Annotated in this window: 15 protein-coding genes and 2 tRNA genes; 7 read left to right on the top strand and 10 right to left on the bottom strand. The window is 57.3% G+C overall.

Translation table 11 applies throughout. The annotated features are described in order from the left end of the window. The first annotated feature begins 15 nt into the window (after positions 1-15). The 4 genes from yhjD to MHZ89_RS16930 all read left to right on the top strand — a co-directional run bounded on the left by yhjD (position 16) and on the right by MHZ89_RS16930 (position 4,735). A complete protein-coding gene (gene yhjD, locus MHZ89_RS16945; RefSeq protein ID WP_311783976.1) occupies positions 16-1,032 on the top strand; it encodes an inner membrane protein YhjD in 1,017 nt (338 codons plus the stop codon). Positions 1,033-1,307: 275 nt separating this feature from the next. Then, positions 1,308-2,642 (top strand): MFS transporter, encoded by a 1,335-nt coding sequence (locus MHZ89_RS16940; protein WP_311783975.1) that lies wholly within the window; start codon positions 1,308-1,310, stop codon positions 2,640-2,642. A gap of 80 nt (positions 2,643-2,722) precedes the next feature. After that, positions 2,723-3,655, top strand: coding sequence for a LysR family transcriptional regulator (locus MHZ89_RS16935; RefSeq protein WP_311783974.1), 933 nt, complete (start codon positions 2,723-2,725; stop codon positions 3,653-3,655). A gap of 81 nt (positions 3,656-3,736) precedes the next feature. Further along, positions 3,737-4,735, top strand: a complete 999-nt coding sequence (locus tag MHZ89_RS16930) for an aldo/keto reductase (protein ID WP_311783973.1) — start codon at positions 3,737-3,739, stop codon at positions 4,733-4,735. Between the two features lie 57 nt (positions 4,736-4,792). Here MHZ89_RS16930 and ilvC read toward each other — a convergent pair whose 3' ends face one another. Further along, complete coding sequence (gene ilvC / locus MHZ89_RS16925; RefSeq protein WP_311783972.1) at positions 4,793-6,268, bottom strand: ketol-acid reductoisomerase; 1,476 nt, start codon at positions 6,266-6,268, stop codon at positions 4,793-4,795. 162 nt (positions 6,269-6,430) lie between these two features. On the opposite strand from ilvC, the gene ilvY reads away from it, so the two are divergent. Continuing rightward, positions 6,431-7,312 carry an HTH-type transcriptional activator IlvY gene (ilvY, locus tag MHZ89_RS16920; RefSeq protein ID WP_311783971.1) on the top strand — a complete coding sequence of 294 codons (882 nt, stop codon included), beginning with the start codon at positions 6,431-6,433 and terminating at the stop codon, positions 7,310-7,312. Here ilvY and ilvA read toward each other — a convergent pair whose 3' ends face one another. From ilvA to ilvL, 6 genes are all read right to left on the bottom strand, one after another. Further along, positions 7,313-8,860: a threonine ammonia-lyase, biosynthetic gene (gene ilvA, locus MHZ89_RS16915; RefSeq protein WP_311783970.1), complete on the bottom strand. Its 1,548-nt coding sequence runs from the start codon at positions 8,858-8,860 to the stop codon at positions 7,313-7,315. It abuts the gene before it with no gap. Positions 8,861-8,863: 3 nt separating this feature from the next. Continuing rightward, on the bottom strand, positions 8,864-10,714 hold the full coding sequence (ilvD, locus tag MHZ89_RS16910) for a dihydroxy-acid dehydratase (RefSeq protein ID WP_311783969.1): 1,851 nt from the start codon (positions 10,712-10,714) through the stop codon (positions 8,864-8,866). A 61-nt stretch (positions 10,715-10,775) separates the two neighbouring features. Continuing rightward, positions 10,776-11,705, bottom strand: coding sequence for a branched-chain amino acid transaminase (locus MHZ89_RS16905; protein ID WP_120457023.1), 930 nt, complete (start codon positions 11,703-11,705; stop codon positions 10,776-10,778). Positions 11,706-11,718: 13 nt separating this feature from the next. Continuing rightward, complete coding sequence (ilvM, locus tag MHZ89_RS16900) at positions 11,719-11,982, bottom strand: acetolactate synthase 2 small subunit (RefSeq protein ID WP_120457021.1); 264 nt, start codon at positions 11,980-11,982, stop codon at positions 11,719-11,721. Next, positions 11,979-13,625 carry an acetolactate synthase 2 catalytic subunit gene (ilvG, locus tag MHZ89_RS16895; RefSeq protein ID WP_311783968.1) on the bottom strand — a complete coding sequence of 549 codons (1,647 nt, stop codon included), beginning with the start codon at positions 13,623-13,625 and terminating at the stop codon, positions 11,979-11,981. The genes ilvM and ilvG overlap by 4 nt, the downstream gene beginning before the upstream one ends. Positions 13,626-13,773: 148 nt before the next feature. Further along, positions 13,774-13,872, bottom strand: a complete 99-nt coding sequence (gene ilvL / locus MHZ89_RS16890; RefSeq protein WP_120457371.1) for an ilv operon leader peptide — start codon at positions 13,870-13,872, stop codon at positions 13,774-13,776. A gap of 329 nt (positions 13,873-14,201) precedes the next feature. Here ilvL and MHZ89_RS16885 point away from each other — a divergent pair, with 329 nt between their 5' ends. After that, a complete protein-coding gene (locus MHZ89_RS16885) occupies positions 14,202-15,722 on the top strand; it encodes a YifB family Mg chelatase-like AAA ATPase (RefSeq protein WP_311783967.1) in 1,521 nt (506 codons plus the stop codon). Positions 15,723-15,748: 26 nt separating this feature from the next. Here MHZ89_RS16885 and MHZ89_RS16880 read toward each other — a convergent pair whose 3' ends face one another. Further along, positions 15,749-16,087 (bottom strand): DUF413 domain-containing protein, encoded by a 339-nt coding sequence (locus tag MHZ89_RS16880; protein WP_120457015.1) that lies wholly within the window; start codon positions 16,085-16,087, stop codon positions 15,749-15,751. Positions 16,088-16,208: 121 nt separating this feature from the next. On the opposite strand from MHZ89_RS16880, the gene hdfR reads away from it, so the two are divergent. Next, the gene (gene hdfR, locus MHZ89_RS16875; protein WP_081136806.1) at positions 16,209-17,033 is read left to right on the top strand and encodes an HTH-type transcriptional regulator HdfR; all 825 of its coding nucleotides are present in this window, start codon (positions 16,209-16,211) and stop codon (positions 17,031-17,033) included. A gap of 109 nt (positions 17,034-17,142) precedes the next feature. Here hdfR and MHZ89_RS16870 read toward each other — a convergent pair. Together MHZ89_RS16870 and MHZ89_RS16865 are read right to left on the bottom strand one after the other, a co-directional pair. Further along, positions 17,143-17,218, bottom strand: a tRNA-Trp gene (locus MHZ89_RS16870). An 8-nt stretch (positions 17,219-17,226) separates the two neighbouring features. Beyond that, positions 17,227-17,303, bottom strand: a tRNA-Asp gene (locus MHZ89_RS16865). Positions 17,304-17,363 lie beyond the last annotated feature (60 nt).

The raw sequence follows: 17,363 nt of genomic DNA, 5'->3' as shown, positions 1-17,363 counted from the left end.
GGATGATAACTGTCTATGACGGACAAACAGGAAAACCCAACTAATCCCGAACAAGCCAAACCGCTGATCGATATTCAGACCGGCAATAAGACCGTTGACGGGTCGATTCGTCGCGTATCGCGCTTTGCCGCCTGGTTTCAGGCCATTCCGGCGGTGGCGCACTTTATTCGCGCGCTGGAGCGCTTTAACGATCGTCTGGGGAGCCAGTTTGGCGCGGCCATTACCTACTTCTCTTTCCTGTCGCTTATCCCGATCCTGATGGTCTCTTTCGCCGCGGTGGGTTTCGTGCTGGCGTCAAACCAGGATCTGCTGTCGCAGCTGATCAATAAGATCGTTAACAGCATTAGCGATCCTACGCTCGCCACTACGCTGAAGAATACGGTAAATACGGCGATCCAGCAGCGCGCGACCGTCGGCATCACCGGTCTGCTGCTGGCGCTCTACTCCGGCATTAACTGGATGGGCAACCTGCGCGAAGCGGTGCGCGCTCAGTCGCGCGATGTCTGGGAGCGTAAGCCGGACGATCAGGAGAAGTTCTGGAAAAAGTATCTGCGCGACCTGATCTCACTGATCGGCCTGATGCTGGCGCTGGTGATCACCCTGTCGCTGACCTCTATCGCCGGGGCGGCGCAGACGGCTATCGTCAACGCGCTGGGGCTGGCAGATATTGAGTGGCTGCGCCCGGCAATGACGGCGATAGCGCTGGCCATTTCGATTCTGGCGAACTATCTCCTTTTCCTGTGGATTTTCTGGATATTGCCCCGCCACAAGCCGCGTAAAAAAGCGCTGTTTCGCGGCACGCTGCTGGCGGCGATCGGCTTTGAGTTAATCAAGTTTATTATGACGATGACGCTGCCGAAGCTGGCCTCGTCGCCCTCCGGCGCAGCCTTTGGCTCCGTACTCGGTCTGATGGCGTTCTTCTACTTTTTTGCCCGTTTAACGCTCTTCTGCGCCGCCTGGATCGCCACGGCTAAATATAAGGACGATCCGCAACTGCCGGAAGCGGGTCGCGGCTCGCATCGCCGGGTGTGACAAAACGTTAACATCAGCGGAAAATTTTCCCCTTCGGCTATTTATTATGCAACCAGCAGGATGAATAGCTGAAGGGTCACTTTTATTTACCCGTTTTATAGAGATTCCCGCTGCAAAAGTCGGGCTTCTCCCTGCCTTAATCCACGCATTCCATTTCGACACAAATTATTCACTTTTTCGCCGAAAAAGCCCGTTCTGGCGCGGTTTATCACCGTTGAATGCAGCATGACAGGTGCGTAATATTCCTGGTCTCTATTTACAATTAAGAAACAGTTATGCAAGCCTCCATCACAGAACCTCTGAAAAAGTCACAAGACGATACGCCAGTGAATTCTCGCGGCAAAGTCGTGGTGGCCTCACTGGTCGGTACGGCCATTGAATTCTTCGATTTTTATATCTACGCCACGGCGGCGGTAATTGTTTTTCCACATATTTTCTTCCCGCAGGGCGATAACACCGTGGCGACGCTACAGTCGCTGGCGACCTTCGCCATCGCCTTTGTGGCGCGCCCGATCGGCTCCGCCCTTTTCGGCCACTTCGGCGATCGCGTAGGCCGTAAGGCGACGCTGGTAGCTTCGCTGCTGACCATGGGCGTCTCTACTGTGATCATCGGCCTGCTGCCGGGCTACCAGTCAATTGGCGTCGCGGCGCCGCTACTGCTGGCGCTGGCGCGATTTGGTCAGGGTCTCGGCCTTGGCGGTGAATGGGGCGGCGCGGCGCTGCTGGCGACGGAAAACGCCCCGGCGAAAAAGCGCGCGCTCTATGGCTCCTTCCCGCAGCTTGGCGCGCCGATCGGCTTCTTCTTCGCCAACGGCACCTTTCTGCTGCTCTCCTGGCTGCTGACCGACGAGCAGTTTATGCAGTGGGGCTGGCGTGTACCCTTTATCCTCTCGGCGGTGCTGGTCATTATCGGCCTCTATGTGCGCGTCTCGCTGCATGAAAGCCCGGTATTTGCGAAGGTGCAGAAAGAGAAAAAACAGGTGCGCATCCCAATCGGCACGCTGCTTGGCCAGCATCTGAAGGCGACCATCCTCGGCACTTTTATCATGCTGGCGACCTATACGCTGTTCTACATTATGACGGTCTACTCGATGAGCTACGGCACTGCGCCTGCGCCTGCGGGTCTCGGCTTCACGCGCAACAGCTTCCTGTGGATGCTGATGGTGGCGGTTATCGGCTTTGGCGTGATGGTGCCGATCGCCGGTCTGCTGGCGGATCGCTTTGGTCGCCGTAAAACCATGATCGTCATTACGCTGATGATTATCGCCTTCGCCTTCCTTTTCCCGTCGATGCTGGGTTCTGGATCGCAGGCGCTGGTGATGGCCTTCCTGCTGCTCGGCCTGAGCGTGATGGGGCTGACCTTTGGCCCGATGGGCGCGCTGCTGCCGGAGCTGTTTCCGACCGAAGTGCGTTATACCGGCGCCTCGTTCTCCTATAACCTGTCTTCGATTCTCGGCGCCTCGGTTGCGCCTTATATCGCTACCTGGCTGAACGCTAGCTACGGTTTGCAGGCGGTAGGTTATTACCTGGCAGCGATGGCGACGCTGACGCTGATTTCGCTGATCGCCTGTAAAGAGACGCGCCATCAGACGCTCTACGAAGCGGTGTAAGACAAACAGATAAACCCGGCTCAGACCGGGTTTATCGTCATGTTATAGTGCCTGTGACTTCGGTATGCAGGAAACGAACCATGGCGACAACAGCTCACCTGATTAGCAGCAACCTTCCCAGCGTTAAACAACTTCAGTGTTTTCTGGCCGTCGCGCATGAACTTAACTTTCGCCGGGCCGCCGAACGCCTCAGCATGACCCAGCCGCCGCTAACGCGCCAGATTAAGAGCCTGGAGTCTCTGCTCCACCAGCAGCTGTTCAGCCGCAGCACCCACGCGGTCAGCCTGACCGAGGCTGGACGCGTGCTGGTTGTCAGAGCGGAGAAAATTCTTGAGGCGCTTAACGCTCTCAGCGCCGACTCCCTTTCCTGTCAGGATCGTCTGCGTATCGGCCTCACCCAAACGCTGGACTTTACGCGCATACAGCCTGTCGGAGCGCGACTGACGCAGCTGGATGTCGGCGATGAAATTGATTCTCCCGATCTCTCCTCAGCCCAGCTATTGCAGTGCCTGACGCAAAATACGCTGGATATCGTGCTGACCGGAGAAAAAGGCGCAAATCATCAGGAGAGCGTGCGCTATCACTGGCTCTGCCGCGAGCCGCTGTCTATCGCTCTGCCGGCGACGCATCCCGCCAGCCAGCAGGAGAAGGTTTCGCTGAATGACGTCAGCGATCTGCCGCTGTTCTGGTTTTCCAGAAGCGCCAACCCCTCCTTCTACGATAAGTGTGAAAAAGCTTTCGCTAAGCTGAAAACGCCGCTGAAAAAGCGCAAAGAGCCGGAAGATTCGCTGACGATGCTGGCGCATATCGCCCGCGGTAAAGGGTTTGCCCTGCTGCCTCAGTCAAAATGCGTTTTTAGCCAGGAAGGGTTGTGCTACCGCGCGCTGTCCGAGGATCAGGCGCAGCAGTTGAATATCGATATCTATGCCGCGACGCGCCGTTCTGACGAGCGTTTACCGCTTCTGCAGGCGCTGGACATCCTGAGCGCCAGCGATCCCTCCCCGCCTTGCTGATACCTTTTCCGCATCACAAAAAGGGCAATTCCCTGCTGCTGCGCCTGGTGAAAGAATCAGGTCAGGACAACAGGAGGGATTATGAAAACGCGTTACTTAGCAAAAGATTTTGAGGTCAGCGCTATCGGCTATGGCGCGATGGGGCTTAGTGAATTCTATGGCGCTACGGATGATGCGCAGTCGCTACAGCTTTTGCATAAACTCGTCGAGCTGGACCAGACCTTTATTGATACGGCGGACCAGTATGGCCGCGGACACAATGAAAAGCTCACAGGGCGTTTTCTGGCCGGGCTGGATAGCGCCACGCGAAACAGGTTTAAGATCGCCACCAAATGCGGCATAGAACGCGCGCCCGATGAGGCTTATAGCCGCACCATCAATAACCGGCCTGACTATATTACGCGCTGCTGCCACGACTCCCTTAAGCGGCTTGGCGTTGAGCGTATCGATCTCTTTTATCTTCACCGCATAAGTCAGGATACGCCCATCGAAGAGAGCATGGCCTGCCTGAGCCGCCTGGTAAACGAGGGAAAAATAGAGCATATCGGGCTGTGCGAAGTCTCAGCCGCAACCTTACGCCGCGCGCACGCCGTTCATCCTGTTACCGCCCTGCAAACGGAGTATTCGCTGTGGACGCGCGACATTGAGGAGGAGATCCTGCCAGCGGTTAAAGCGCTGGATATTGGGCTGGTCGCCTATTCGCCGCTGGGCCGCGGTTTCCTCACCGGCAAATATCTCCGCAACAGCGATTTCGCGGAGGGAGACTTCCGCAAAAACAGCGCGCGCTTCCAGCAGGCCAGTCTCGATCACAATGCCGCCTTGCTGAACGCAGTGCGCCCGCTGGCAGAGAAGTACCGCTGTACGCCAGGTCAGATTGCGCTCGCCTGGCTGCTGGCGCAGTACGACAAACTGGTGCCGATCCCGGGCACTAAACACGTTCAGTACCTGGTCGAAAACGCAATGGCGGCGGAGGTGGTGCTGGACGAGGCGGACGTCAGGCTGCTGAACGATCTCCGCCAGCGCATTCAGGTGCAAGGCGAGCGCTATTCAGAAGAGGGCATGAAAGGCATAAACGCCTGATGTGAAAAACCCCGGCAAGCCGGGGTTTTTCTGTGCTGAAAAGTGTGGGAGCGTGAATTAGCCCGCGACCGCGATACGCTTCATGTCGGTCATGTAGCCGCGCAGTTTACGGCCCACCGCTTCGATCGGATGCTGACGAATCGCTTCGTTAACGTCGCGCAGCTGCGCGTTATCAACCTGCGTGCCTTCGATTGCTTTGCCCAGGTCGCCCGGCTGCAGCGTAGTCATAAACTCTTTCAGCAGCGGCACCGCAGCGAAGGAGAAGAGATAGTTGCCGTACTCTGCGGTATCGGAGATAACCACGTTCATTTCATACAGACGCTTACGCGCGATGGTGTTGGCGATCAGCGGCAGCTCGTGCAGTGATTCATAGTAAGCAGACTCTTCGATAATGCCCGCGTCAACCATGGTTTCAAACGCCAGCTCAACGCCCGCTTTAACCATCGCTACCATCAGAACGCCTTTATCATAGTACTCCTGCTCTTCGATTTTGCCTTCGAACTGCGGCGCGGTTTCAAACGCGGTTTTGCCGGTCTCTTCACGCCAGGTCAGCAGGTTTTTGTCGTCGTTGGCCCAGTCAGCCATCATGCCGGATGAGAACTCGCCGGAGATGATATCGTCCATATGCTTCTGGAACAGCGGCGCCATAATCTCTTTCAGCTGCTCTGACAGCGCGTAAGCGCGCAGTTTAGCCGGGTTAGAGAGGCGATCCATCATCAGCGTAATGCCGCCAAACTTCAGTGATTCGGTAATGGTTTCCCAGCCGAACTGAATGAGTTTTTCGGTGTAAGCCGGATCGTGACCTTCCGCCACCAGCTTGTCGAAGCAGAGCAGCGAACCAGCCTGCAGCATGCCGCACAGAATTGTCTGTTCGCCCATCAGGTCAGACTTCACTTCTGCAACGAAAGAAGATTCCAGCACGCCCGCGCGGTCGCCACCGGTTGCTGCCGCCCAGGCTTTGGCGATCGCCATGCCTTCGCCTTTCGGATCGTTTTCCGGATGAACGGCGATCAGGGTCGGTACGCCAAAACCGCGCTTGTACTCTTCACGCACTTCGGTGCCCGGACATTTCGGCGCAACCATCACGACGGTAATGTCTTTACGAATGGTTTCGCCCACTTCAACGATATTAAAGCCGTGTGAGTAGCCCAGCGCCGCGCCCTCTTTCATCAGCGGCTGTACGGCCTGCACTACAGCTGAGTGCTGTTTGTCTGGCGTCAGGTTAACCACCAGATCGGCCTGCGGGATCAGCTCTTCATAGGTGCCCACTTTAAAACCGTTCTCGGTAGCCTTGCGCCAGGAAGCGCGCTTCTCGGCGATCGCTTCGGCACGCAGCGCATAAGAGACGTCCAGACCGGAATCACGCATGTTCAGGCCCTGGTTAAGGCCCTGTGCGCCACATCCCACGATGACCACTTTTTTCCCTTTCAGGAAGCTGGCGCCATCGGCGAATTCATCGCGCGCCATAAAGCGACATTTGCCTAACTGCGCTAACTGGTTGCGCAGATTCAGTGTGTTGAAGTAGTTAGCCATGGGCACTCCGGTCAGATGTTGTGTTTGTTTTTGTCTGGTAGCGGCTGCTGACTGCAGCGCCGCGAATGACCCCATCATATGACAGGAAATCTGTTGCTTAAATTGATATATTAGCAAGGCCACATTGCAGGATTTGCAACGCTACGCGAGAGGTTAAGCCGTATGGATTTACGCGATCTGAAGCTGTTTCTTCATCTGGCCGAAAGCTGCCACTTTGGCCGTACTGCGCGCGCTATGCACGTCAGCCCGTCAACGCTTTCGCGTCAGATCCAGCGTCTCGAAGAGGATGTAGGGCATGCGCTGTTTCTGCGCGATAACCGCACCGTTACCCTGACCGAAGCGGGTGAACGTCTGCGCCAGTTCGCGCAGCAGACCCTGCTGCAGTATCAGCAGCTGCGCCACGTCATGGATCTCAACGGGCCGTCGCTGAGCGGCGAACTCCGCCTGTTCTGTTCGGTGACGGCCGCCTACAGCCATCTGCCGCCGATTCTGGATCGCTTTCGCGCCGAGCATCCGCAGGTGGAGATCAAGCTGACAACCGGCGACGCCGCGGACGCCATTGAAATGGTGCAGTCCGGTGAGGCGGATCTGGCGATCGCCGGGCGTCCTGAGTCGCTGCCTGCCAGCATCGATTTTACGCCGCTGGGCCTGATCCCGCTGGTCTTAATCGCCCCGGCGCTGCCCTGTCCGGTGCGCAGCCAGGCGACGCAGGAGTCGCCCGACTGGGCGAAAATCCCCTTTATCCTGCCCGATCAAGGGCCTGCGCGGCGCGGCATCGATCTCTGGTTTCGCCGCCACCGCATCCCGAATCCGCAAATTTACGCCACTGTCTCCGGGCATGAAGCGATTGTCTCGATGGTGGCGCTCGGCTGCGGCATCGCGCTGCTGCCGGACGTGGTGCTGGAGAACAGCCCGGAGCCGGTGCGCAATCGCGTGCTGACGCTGGAGAATGTGGAGTCGGTGGCGCCGCTGGAGCTGGGCGTATGCGTACAAAAAAAGCGGCTCGGGGAGCCGCTGATTCATGCCTTCTGGCACCTGCTGTAATTACTGACCGGCGAGGAAGAAGCGGAACGCCGGGTTATTGGCCTCATCGTGGCATTCATAACCCAGCTCGGTCAGATGCGATTCAAAGCGTGGCTCATTGTCGCCGATTTCAAAGGCTGCCAGCACGCGGCCGTAATCGGTGCCGTGGCTGCGATAGTGGAACAGTGAAATATTCCAGTGCGTGCCGAGCGTTTGCAGGAACTTCAGCAGCGCGCCGGGCGCTTCCGGAAATTCAAAGCTGTAGAGGCGTTCGCGCAGCGGCTTCGACGGACGTCCGCCCACCATATAGCGCACGTGCAGCTTCGCCATCTCGTCGTCAGAGAGATCCATAACCTGATAACCGCCCTGCGTCAGCTGGCTGATAATCTCGCTGCGCTCCTCTAACCCGCGCGTTAAGCGCACGCCAACGAAGATGCAGGCGTTATCGGCATCGGCGTAGCGGTAGTTGAACTCGGTGACCGCACGACCGCCCAGCGTCTGGCAGAACTTCAGGAAGCTGCCCTGTTGTTCGGGGATGGTGACCGCCAGCAGCGCTTCACGCTGCTCGCCCAGCTCACAGCGCTCGGAAACGTAGCGCAGGCCGTGGAAGTTAACGTTGGCGCCCGAAAGAATATGGGCCAGACGTTCACCTTTGATGTTGTGCTGCTGGATATATTTCTTCATGCCCGCCAGCGCCAGCGCGCCTGAAGGCTCCGCGACCGCACGTACATCTTCAAACAGATCTTTCATCGCCGCGCAGATAGCATCGCTGTCGACGGTAATGATGTCGTCGAGATACTCCTGACACAGGCGGAAGGTTTCGTTACCGATGCGCTTAACCGCCACGCCTTCGGCAAACAGCCCGACGCGCGGCAGATCCACCGGCTCGCCAGCCTCCAGCGCCGCTTTCAGGCAGGCGGAGTCTTGCGACTCCACCGCGATAACCTTGATTTGCGGCATCAGCTGTTTGATCAGCACCGCCACGCCCGCCGCCAGGCCGCCGCCGCCGACCGGCACAAAGACGCGATCGAGATGCGCATCCTGCTGCAGCAGCTCCATCGCCAGCGTGCCCTGACCAGCGATCACCGCCGGATGGTCAAACGGTGGCACGAAGGTGTAGCCCTGCTGCTCCGCCAGCTCGATCGCTTTGGCTTTCGCCTCGTCGAAGTTAGCGCCGTAGAGATAAGCCTCACCGCCAAATGCGCGCACCGCATCAACCTTGATGTCCGCCGTGGTCACCGGCATCACAATCAGCGATTTAATGCCGAGCCGGCTGGCGGAGAGCGCCACGCCCTGCGCATGGTTGCCGGCCGATGCCGTCACCACGCCGCGCGCTTTCTGCTCTTCGTTCAGTCCGGCGATCATCGCGTAGGCGCCGCGCAGCTTGAAGCTGTGCACCGGCTGACGATCCTCGCGCTTCACCAGAATGGTGTTGCCGAGACGCGATGAAATTTTTTCCATTTTTTGCAGCGGCGTCACCTGTGCGACTTCATACACGGGCGAGCGCAGCACTGCGCGCAAATATTCCGCGCCGCAGGGCGACGCAGGTAGCGGTTGAGCCTCAGCCATCGGTTAGCCTCCCAGCTTACTCTTGTCTCGCACCGCGCCCTTGTCGGCGCTGGTGGCGAGGGATGCGTAGGCGCGCAGCGCGAATGAAACCTGACGCTCGCGACCGTGCGGCGTGTAGGCCGCATCGCCACGCGCTTCTTCCTCTTCGCGGCGCGCATGCAGTTCGTTATCCGGCACTGCCAGCTTAATACCGCGGTTCGGGATATCGATTTCGATGATGTCGCCATCTTTAACCAGCGCGATCGTACCGCCGCTGGCTGCTTCCGGCGAGGCGTGGCCGATCGACAGGCCAGAGGTACCGCCGGAGAAGCGACCGTCGGTGATCAGCGCGCAGCTTTTGCCGAGGCCCATCGATTTCAGATAGGTGGTCGGATAGAGCATCTCCTGCATGCCCGGCCCGCCTTTCGGCCCTTCGTAGCGGATCACCACGACGTCGCCCGCGACCACTTTGCCGCCGAGGATCGCCTCAACCGCATCATCCTGACTTTCGTAGACTTTAGCCGGGCCTTTAAAGGTGAGGATCTCTTTGTCCACGCCAGCCGTTTTTACGATGCAGCCATCTTCGGCCAGATTGCCGTAGAGCACCGCCAGGCCGCCATCCTGCGAGAAAGCGTATTCGCGCGTGCGGATACAGCCCTCCTGGCGATCGTTATCCAGCGTATCCCAGCGGCAATCCTGCGAGAAAGCCTGCGTCGTGCGAATGCCCGCCGGACCGGCGCGGAACATTTTTTTCACCGCCTCGTCCTGGGTCAGCATGATGTCGTACTGATCCAGCGTTTCGCGCAGATTCAGGCCCAGCACGTTGCGCACGTCGGTATGCAGCAGACCAGCGCGATCCAGCTCGCCGAGAATGCCGATTACGCCACCGGCGCGGTGCACATCTTCCATATGGTATTTCTGCGTGCTCGGCGCGACTTTGCACAGATGCGGCACTTTGCGCGACAGACGATCGATGTCGGAGATATTGAAGTCGATGTCGCCTTCCTGCGCGGCGGCCAGCAGGTGCAGAACGGTGTTGGTAGAACCACCCATGGCGATATCAAGCGTCATGGCGTTTTCGAACGCGGCTTTGTTAGCGATATTGCGCGGCAGTACGCGCGCATCATCCTGCTCGTAATACTGTTTGGTCAGGTTAACGATGCGTTTGCCGGCATTGATAAAGAGATCCTTGCGGTCGGCGTGGGTCGCCAGCAGCGAGCCGTTACCCGGCTGCGACAGGCCCAGCGCTTCGGTCAGGCAGTTCATGGAGTTGGCGGTGAACATGCCGGAACAGGAGCCGCAGGTTGGGCAGGCGGAACGTTCAATCTGCTCGCTGTCGGCATCGCTGACGTTCGGGTTCGCGCCCTGAATCATCGCATCGACCAGATCGAGCTTGATGATTTTATCGGAAAGTTTGGTTTTCCCCGCTTCCATTGGGCCGCCGGAAACGAAGATGACCGGAATATTGAGGCGCAGCGACGCCATCAGCATCCCCGGCGTGATTTTGTCGCAGTTGGAGATGCAGACCATGGCGTCGGCGCAGTGCGCGTTAACCATATATTCCACTGAGTCGGCGATCAGCTCGCGCGACGGCAGCGAATAGAGCATGCCGCCATGGCCCATGGCGATACCGTCATCCACCGCAATGGTGTTGAACTCTTTAGCCACGCCGCCCGCCGCTTCAATCTGCTCGGCGACCAGCTTGCCGAGATCGCGCAGATGGACATGGCCCGGCACGAACTGGGTGAATGAGTTGACCACGGCGATAATCGGTTTGCCGAAGTCGGCGTCGGTCATTCCTGTCGCGCGCCACAAGGCGCGGGCACCCGCCATATTGCGGCCGTGAGTGGTAGTGGCGGAACGGTACTTAGGCATGCTCTGTTTACTCCAGTCTGAAAAATGACGCGGGCACTGCTGCGCCCGCGTTACTGTCTTGTTATGCGTTAACCTGATCCAGCCAGCCGTATTTATCTTCGGTTTCGCCAGTAAACAGGCCGAAGAAGGCTTTCTGGATTTGGGTGGTCACCGGACCGCGTTTGCCCTCGCCCACCTGGATGCCGTCAACGCTGCGCACCGGCGTGATCTCCGCGGCGGTGCCGGACATAAAGATCTCGTCTGCCAGGTAAAGTGATTCGCGGGACAGCACCTGCTCGCGCACTTCGATACCCAGATCCTGCGCCAGCTTAATAATGGCGTCGCGCGTGATGCCCGGCAGTGCAGATGAGGTAAACGGCGGGGTAAACAGAATGCCGTCTTTCACTTCAAACAGGTTTTCGCCCGCGCCTTCAGAGATATAGCCGTTGGTGTCCAGCGCGATGCCTTCCTGATAACCGTGACGACGCGCTTCGCTGCCCACCAGCAGAGAAGAGAGATAGTTGCCGCCCGCTTTCGCTGCGGTCGGCAGGGTGTTCGGCGCAACGCGGTTCCATGAGGAGACCATCGCGTTGATGCCGTTCTCCAGCGCTTCGGCGCCCAGATACGCGCCCCACGGGAAGGCGGCGATGATGACGTCGGTGGTGTAGCCGTCTGGCGGGTTCACGCCCAGGCCGACGTCGCCGACAAAGGCCAGCGGACGGATATAGGCGCTTTTCAGATTATTGTCGCGCAGGACTTTACGGGTCGCTTCCATCAGCTCTTCTACGCTGTACTTCAGCGGGAAACGGTAAATTTTGGCTGAGTCGTGCAGACGCTGCATGTGTTCACGGTGACGGAACACCACCGGGCCTTTGTGCGAGTCGTAGCAGCGCACGCCTTCAAACACAGAAGTACCATAGTGCAGCGCATGAGACATGACGCTGACCTTGGCGTCTTCCCATTTAACCATCTCCCCATTGAACCAAATAAAGTCTGCTTTCTTGGTACTCATTCTTATTTTCCTTTCACGAACAGGCGTGGATTTGTTGTGTTGCATGTTGTTGGATCTGGACGCAAGCGACATCCATCAGTTTGCTTAACTGCGAAGACAGTAAATCGACGGAGCGCTGACTGGCAACGGTCATTTCGATATTGATGTTTTCGCTGTTAGCCACTGCGCCCATATTCATGGCGCAGACCTGAAAACCGCGATGGCGGACGACGCGTAAAATGCGCTCCAATATTTCAGGGCGGAAGCGAGCTTCGATAGACAATTGGTGCTGGTTCATACGGTTTTCTCCATCATGTTTGCATTGCTGGCACCAGGCGGCACCAGTGGCCAGACGTTTTCATGCTCATCAATCGCAACATGCAGGAAGTAAGAACCTTCGCTGTTCAGCAGAGCATCAAGTGCGGCGTCGACCTCATCTTTACGGCTAATACGCTGGCCTGGGATATCAAACGCGCTGGCCAGCGTCAGAAAATCGGGATTGTCGGTGAGAATAGTTTCGCTATAGCGACCGTCGAAAAAGAGCTGTTGCCACTGGCGCACCATGCCGAGGCGCTGGTTATCCAGCAGCAGAATTTTCACCGGCAATTTTTTACGTTTAATGGTGCCCAGCTCCTGAATATTCATCATGATGGAGCCGTCACCGGTTACGCAGATCACGGTGTCATCGGGGCGGGCGACCTGGGCGCCTACCGCAGCCGGCAGGCCGAAGCCCATAGTGCCAAGGCCGCTCGAGGTGATGAAATTCTCCGGCGCGCTGAAGTCCATATGCTGCGCGGCCCACATCTGATGCTGGCCGACGTCAGTGGTGATGACGGCGCTTTCCGGCTTGCGATCGGAGAGCTGCTTCAGCAGCAGCGGCGCATAGATCGCCTCGCCGGGATGGTCATAGGGCCAGCTGAACGCCGCTTTCATCGCCTTCACCTCTTCGCGCCAGGCCTCGATCTGCAACGGCATGCTCAGCGCGGGCAGTACCTGATTCAGATCGCCCTGCAGCGAGACGTGCGCGCGACGCAGTTTATTCAGCTCGGCCGGGTCGATATCGATATGGATCACGCTGGCATGCGGCGCGAAGGTGTCGAGCTTGCCGGTTACGCGGTCGTCAAAACGCGCGCCGACGGCAATCAGCAAATCGCAGGACTGAACCGCGAGATTCGCGGCCTTGGTGCCGTGCATGCCCAGCATGCCGAGGTAGACATCGCTTTCGCTGTATGCGCTGCCGAGACCTTTCAGCGTGGCGACCATGGGAATGCCGGTCTCCTGCGCCATGGCGCGCAGCGCGGGAACGGCCTGCGCCATACCCACACCGCCGCCGATATAGAGCATTGGCTTGTGCGACCGCGCCATCAGCGCGCGCGCCTCTTCGATATGCTGCGGTGAATGCGAAGCTGGCTCTTCGACCTGCAGCAGATGCGGCGTCAGCTCACCGCTGGCAATTTGAATATCTTTAGGAATATCAACCAGTACCGGGCCAGGGCGGCCTGACTGAGCGATGGCGAACGCTTCCGCCATGACGGAAGGCAAATCATCCAGCGACTCAACCAGAAAGCTGTGTTTGGTGCAGGCCAGCGACAAGCCTAATACGTCGATCTCCTGAAAGGCGTCAGTGCCGATAAACGCCGAAGAGACCTGTCCGGTGATCGCGACTACCGGCACTGAATCCATCATCGCATCGGCCAGGCCAGTGATTAAATTGGTCGCGCCAGGGCCAGATGTGGCAATGCAGACGCCGGTTTTGCCGGTTGCGCGGGCATAGCCAATCGCCGCAACCACTGCGCCTTGTTCATGACGACACAGTAGGTGTTCCACGCCGCCATCGTAGAGCGCATCGTACACTGGCATGATGGCGCCGCCAGGATAGCCAAATACTGTGTCGACACCCTGCGCGCGTAAAGCCTGAACTACCCACTGTGCACCTGTCATGGTTATTCTCCTGTATCCTTAGGGGAACAACAGAATTTTATGCTACTGCTCATTGTTTGCTCCTCGGTAATTAGCTGATATTTACTCCGGTCAAAAAAAACCCCCGGACCTTTCGGTGCGGGGGTTTTTCGAATTCCGGCCTTGATTTCTAAGCCTTTCTTCCTGCAAGCGCAGCCCCGCACGGTGGGTTAATAATCACCACCACGCTAATCACGACTAGGCTAATCACTTGTAGAAGGGCTTTCATCTGTTGTCTGTTTTTTCGTTTGTTCGAAGTAATACCTACAGAGTTATCACAGTTATGGGTTGGATGACAACTTTTTCCATCTGATTTTTTTATGCCTCCTAACGCGAGGATGAGATATCAGACTGTAATTAAAGCTTTATTTTTTGATTGATAAATATTCATCACGCCCGTGTCGCAACAGTTAAGCGTACGATTTGCTAAGCGGCTCCAGAAAAATTGCAGCGGGCCGGGAATCTGTCCGCTTTATTGCGGCACCTTTCGACAGATGAGCTATTCCGGCTCGTGACCTCGTCCCAGCCGCGCCATAATCGCCGCCTTAAGGAGCGGTTATGACATTGTCCAGAATCTTTACCCGAGCGGCGATAGGCGTAGAAGCGCCGCAGGTTACTATCGAAGCGCATATCAGCAACGGATTGCCCGCGCTGACGCTGGTCGGGTTGCCCGAAACAACGGTGAAGGAGGCGCGCGAGCGGGTACGCAGCGCCATTATTAACAGCGGATTCAGTTTTCCCGCCAGGCGTATCACCATCAATCTGGCGCCTGCCGATCTGCCTAAAGAGGGCGGACGTTATGATCTGCCAATGGCGCTGGCTATTCTCGTGGCGTCTGAACAGCTTCCTGAAGCGAAACTGTCGCAACATGAGTTCGTGGGCGAACTTGCCCTCAACGGCGCGCTCTGCGGCGTTCAGGGCGCGATTCCAGCCGCGCTGGCGGCGATGCGGGCCGGACGGCGCCTTATCCTCTCTACAGAGAATGAGCAGGATGTCGGTCTGATAGAGCATGGCGATACGCTGGTTGCCGCTCATCTGCTGGAGATCTGTGCGTATCTGCAAAATCAGGCTGAACTCGCATGCGCGCATGCTCAACAAGAGGGCGCTCAACAGACTGCAGAAGACCTGAGCGATATCATTGGTCAGGAGCAAGGCCGTCGCGCGCTGGAGATTACGGCGGCTGGCGGACACAACCTGCTGTTGATTGGGCCTCCCGGCACAGGCAAAACTATGCTGGCGACACGCCTGCCCGGCATTATGCCGCCGCTCAGCGACACAGAGGCGCTGGAGTGCGCTGCTATCGCCAGCCTGGTGGATAAGGTTACGTTACAGCGAGAGTGGCGTAAGCGGCCTTTTCGTTCGCCTCACCACAGCGCGTCTATCTATGCGCTGACTGGCGGTGGTTCGTTACCTCGCCCTGGCGAGATTTCGCTGGCGCATAACGGCGTGCTGTTTCTGGACGAGCTGCCGGAGTTTGACCGGCGAGCGCTGGACGCGCTGCGGGAACCCCTTGAGTCGGGCGAAATCGCTATTTCCCGCGCCCGAGCGAAAGTAACCTATCCGGCGCGCTTTCAGCTCATCGCCGCAATGAATCCCAGCCCAACCGGACATTATCAGGGTCAGCATAACCGCTGCTCGCCGCAACAGGTGCTGCGTTACCTGAGCAAGCTCTCCGGTCCTTTTCTCGATCGCTTCGACCTGTCAATTGAGGTTCCGCTGCTACCGGGCGGAATGCTGAGCAAGCGCCCTGACGCTGGTGAAAGCTCAGCAAGCGTCGCCGAGCGCGTGATAAAGGCGCGTAGATTGCAAATGGCGCGGGCAGGCAAGATCAATGCGCATATGAATAATGTCGATATCAGGTTGTGGTGTGATATAGCCAGGGAAGATGCTGAGTGGCTGGAGGAGGTGCTTAACCAGTTAGGTTTATCCGTACGGGCGTGGCAGCGTATTTTAAAGGTGTCGCGCACGATTGCCGATCTGGCGGGTGAAGAGAGGATTTTACGTATTCACCTTCAGGAGGCGCTAGGTTATCGCACTATTGATCGGTTACTGATACATCTGCACCGCAGTCTGGAATAAAAATGGGGCTGATTGCCCCATTCCGCTTAGTCATCACTGTCGCTGTAATCTTCAACCGTATCCATCTGCGGCTTGCCGCCAGAGAGCGTATGAAAACGCTTAGGACGCTTAATGCGGGCAGTGTATTTAGACCATACTCGCTCAGCTTCGGTTTGCGGCTCACGCAGACCACGACATACTTCTAAGAAGAGACGCTCTTCTTCAGTGATCGGCTCACGCTTTGCTAAATCGAGTTCATTAAAAGCAAAACCATGACGCTCCAGCAGTTGGGCTTCTTTAATGGTGAAATCACCATGCCGCGAGAAACCGCGCGGATAATGTTTGTTATCAAAGAAACGATTTGTGGTTGAGAAGCTTTCCGCCATCTTACACGCTCCTGATTCTCTTATGGCCGAGCTATTAATGGCGCGGAGTATTAGATAGGCTTGACAGAGTGTAAAACAAAACATTTAAATCTATACGACAAACATTTTTTGGGAGAAAGCTGTGGATACGGAATTACTTAAAACTTTCCTGGAAGTGAGCAGAACTCGCCATTTCGGGCGTGCTGCAGAAGCACTTTATCTCACACAGTCCGCCGTCAGCTTTCGCATCCGTCAGCTGGAAAATCAGCTGGGCGTTAACCTTTTTACCCGTCATCGCAATAACATACGGCTGACGTCGGCAGGAGAACGTCTTCTGCCCTATGCGGAAAGCCTGATGAGTACCTGGATGATGGCCAAGAAAGAGGTCTCGCATACGCAGCAGCATCATGAGCTGTCGATAGGTGCCAGCGCGTCGCTATGGGAGGCCTATCTGACGCCGTGGCTGCAGACCCTTTATGAGAACCGTGAGAGCCTGCATCTTGAGGCGCGTGTGGCGCAGCGGCACCTGCTGGTCAAGCAGCTGCACGAACGACAGCTGGATCTGCTGGTCACGACAGAAGCGCCTAAAATGGATGAGCTTACCAGCCAGCAGATCGGCCATATTTCGCTGGCGCTGTTTCGTGCGCGCAAAACAGAAAAGCGAGAAAAGTATGATTACATCAAGCTGGAATGGGGCGCGGACTTTCATCAGCATGAAAGCTACCTGTCGGGTGGCGACGATGTGCCGGTGTTAACGACGACCTCAGCGCACGTTACGCGAGAGCTGCTTTACACCACGGGCGCATGCGCATTTTTGCCCGACTACTGGCATAGCCTGTATAGCGATCTGATGGTGATCCCTGATACGCCCGTTGCGGTGCGTCCTTTATACGCGGTATGGCTGCAAAACAGCGACCAGCAGGCGCATATTCGACAGCTGCTTAAGTTTCCAGTGCTGGCGCGCTAGGGTTTCAGGAAGGAAGAGAGAGAAGAGGCTGATATTTTCGGCCTTTTTGATCTTTCTGCTGAATAAAAACCAAAAAAAATCCTTTGCCGAAGCAAAGGATTCTTATTTCTGGCAGGGGCGGAGGGACTCGAACCCCCAACACCCGGTTTTGGAGACCGGTGCTCTACCAATTGAACTACGCCCCTAAAGAGGGTGGCGGTGCGGACGGGACTCGAACCCGCGACCCCCGGCGTGACAGGCCGGTATTCTAACCGACTGAACTACCGCACCACCGAATACTGCTGCTACCAGCGGGGTCTCGCTGATAACCGGTGTCACCCTTTCGGGCAG

The organism is Pantoea sp. ACRSB, assembly GCF_022346905.1.
Lineage (GTDB): Bacteria > Pseudomonadota > Gammaproteobacteria > Enterobacterales > Enterobacteriaceae > Pantoea > Pantoea piersonii.
Note: the sequence above shows the minus strand (reverse complement) of the source record. Positions and strands in the feature narration are given on the sequence as shown.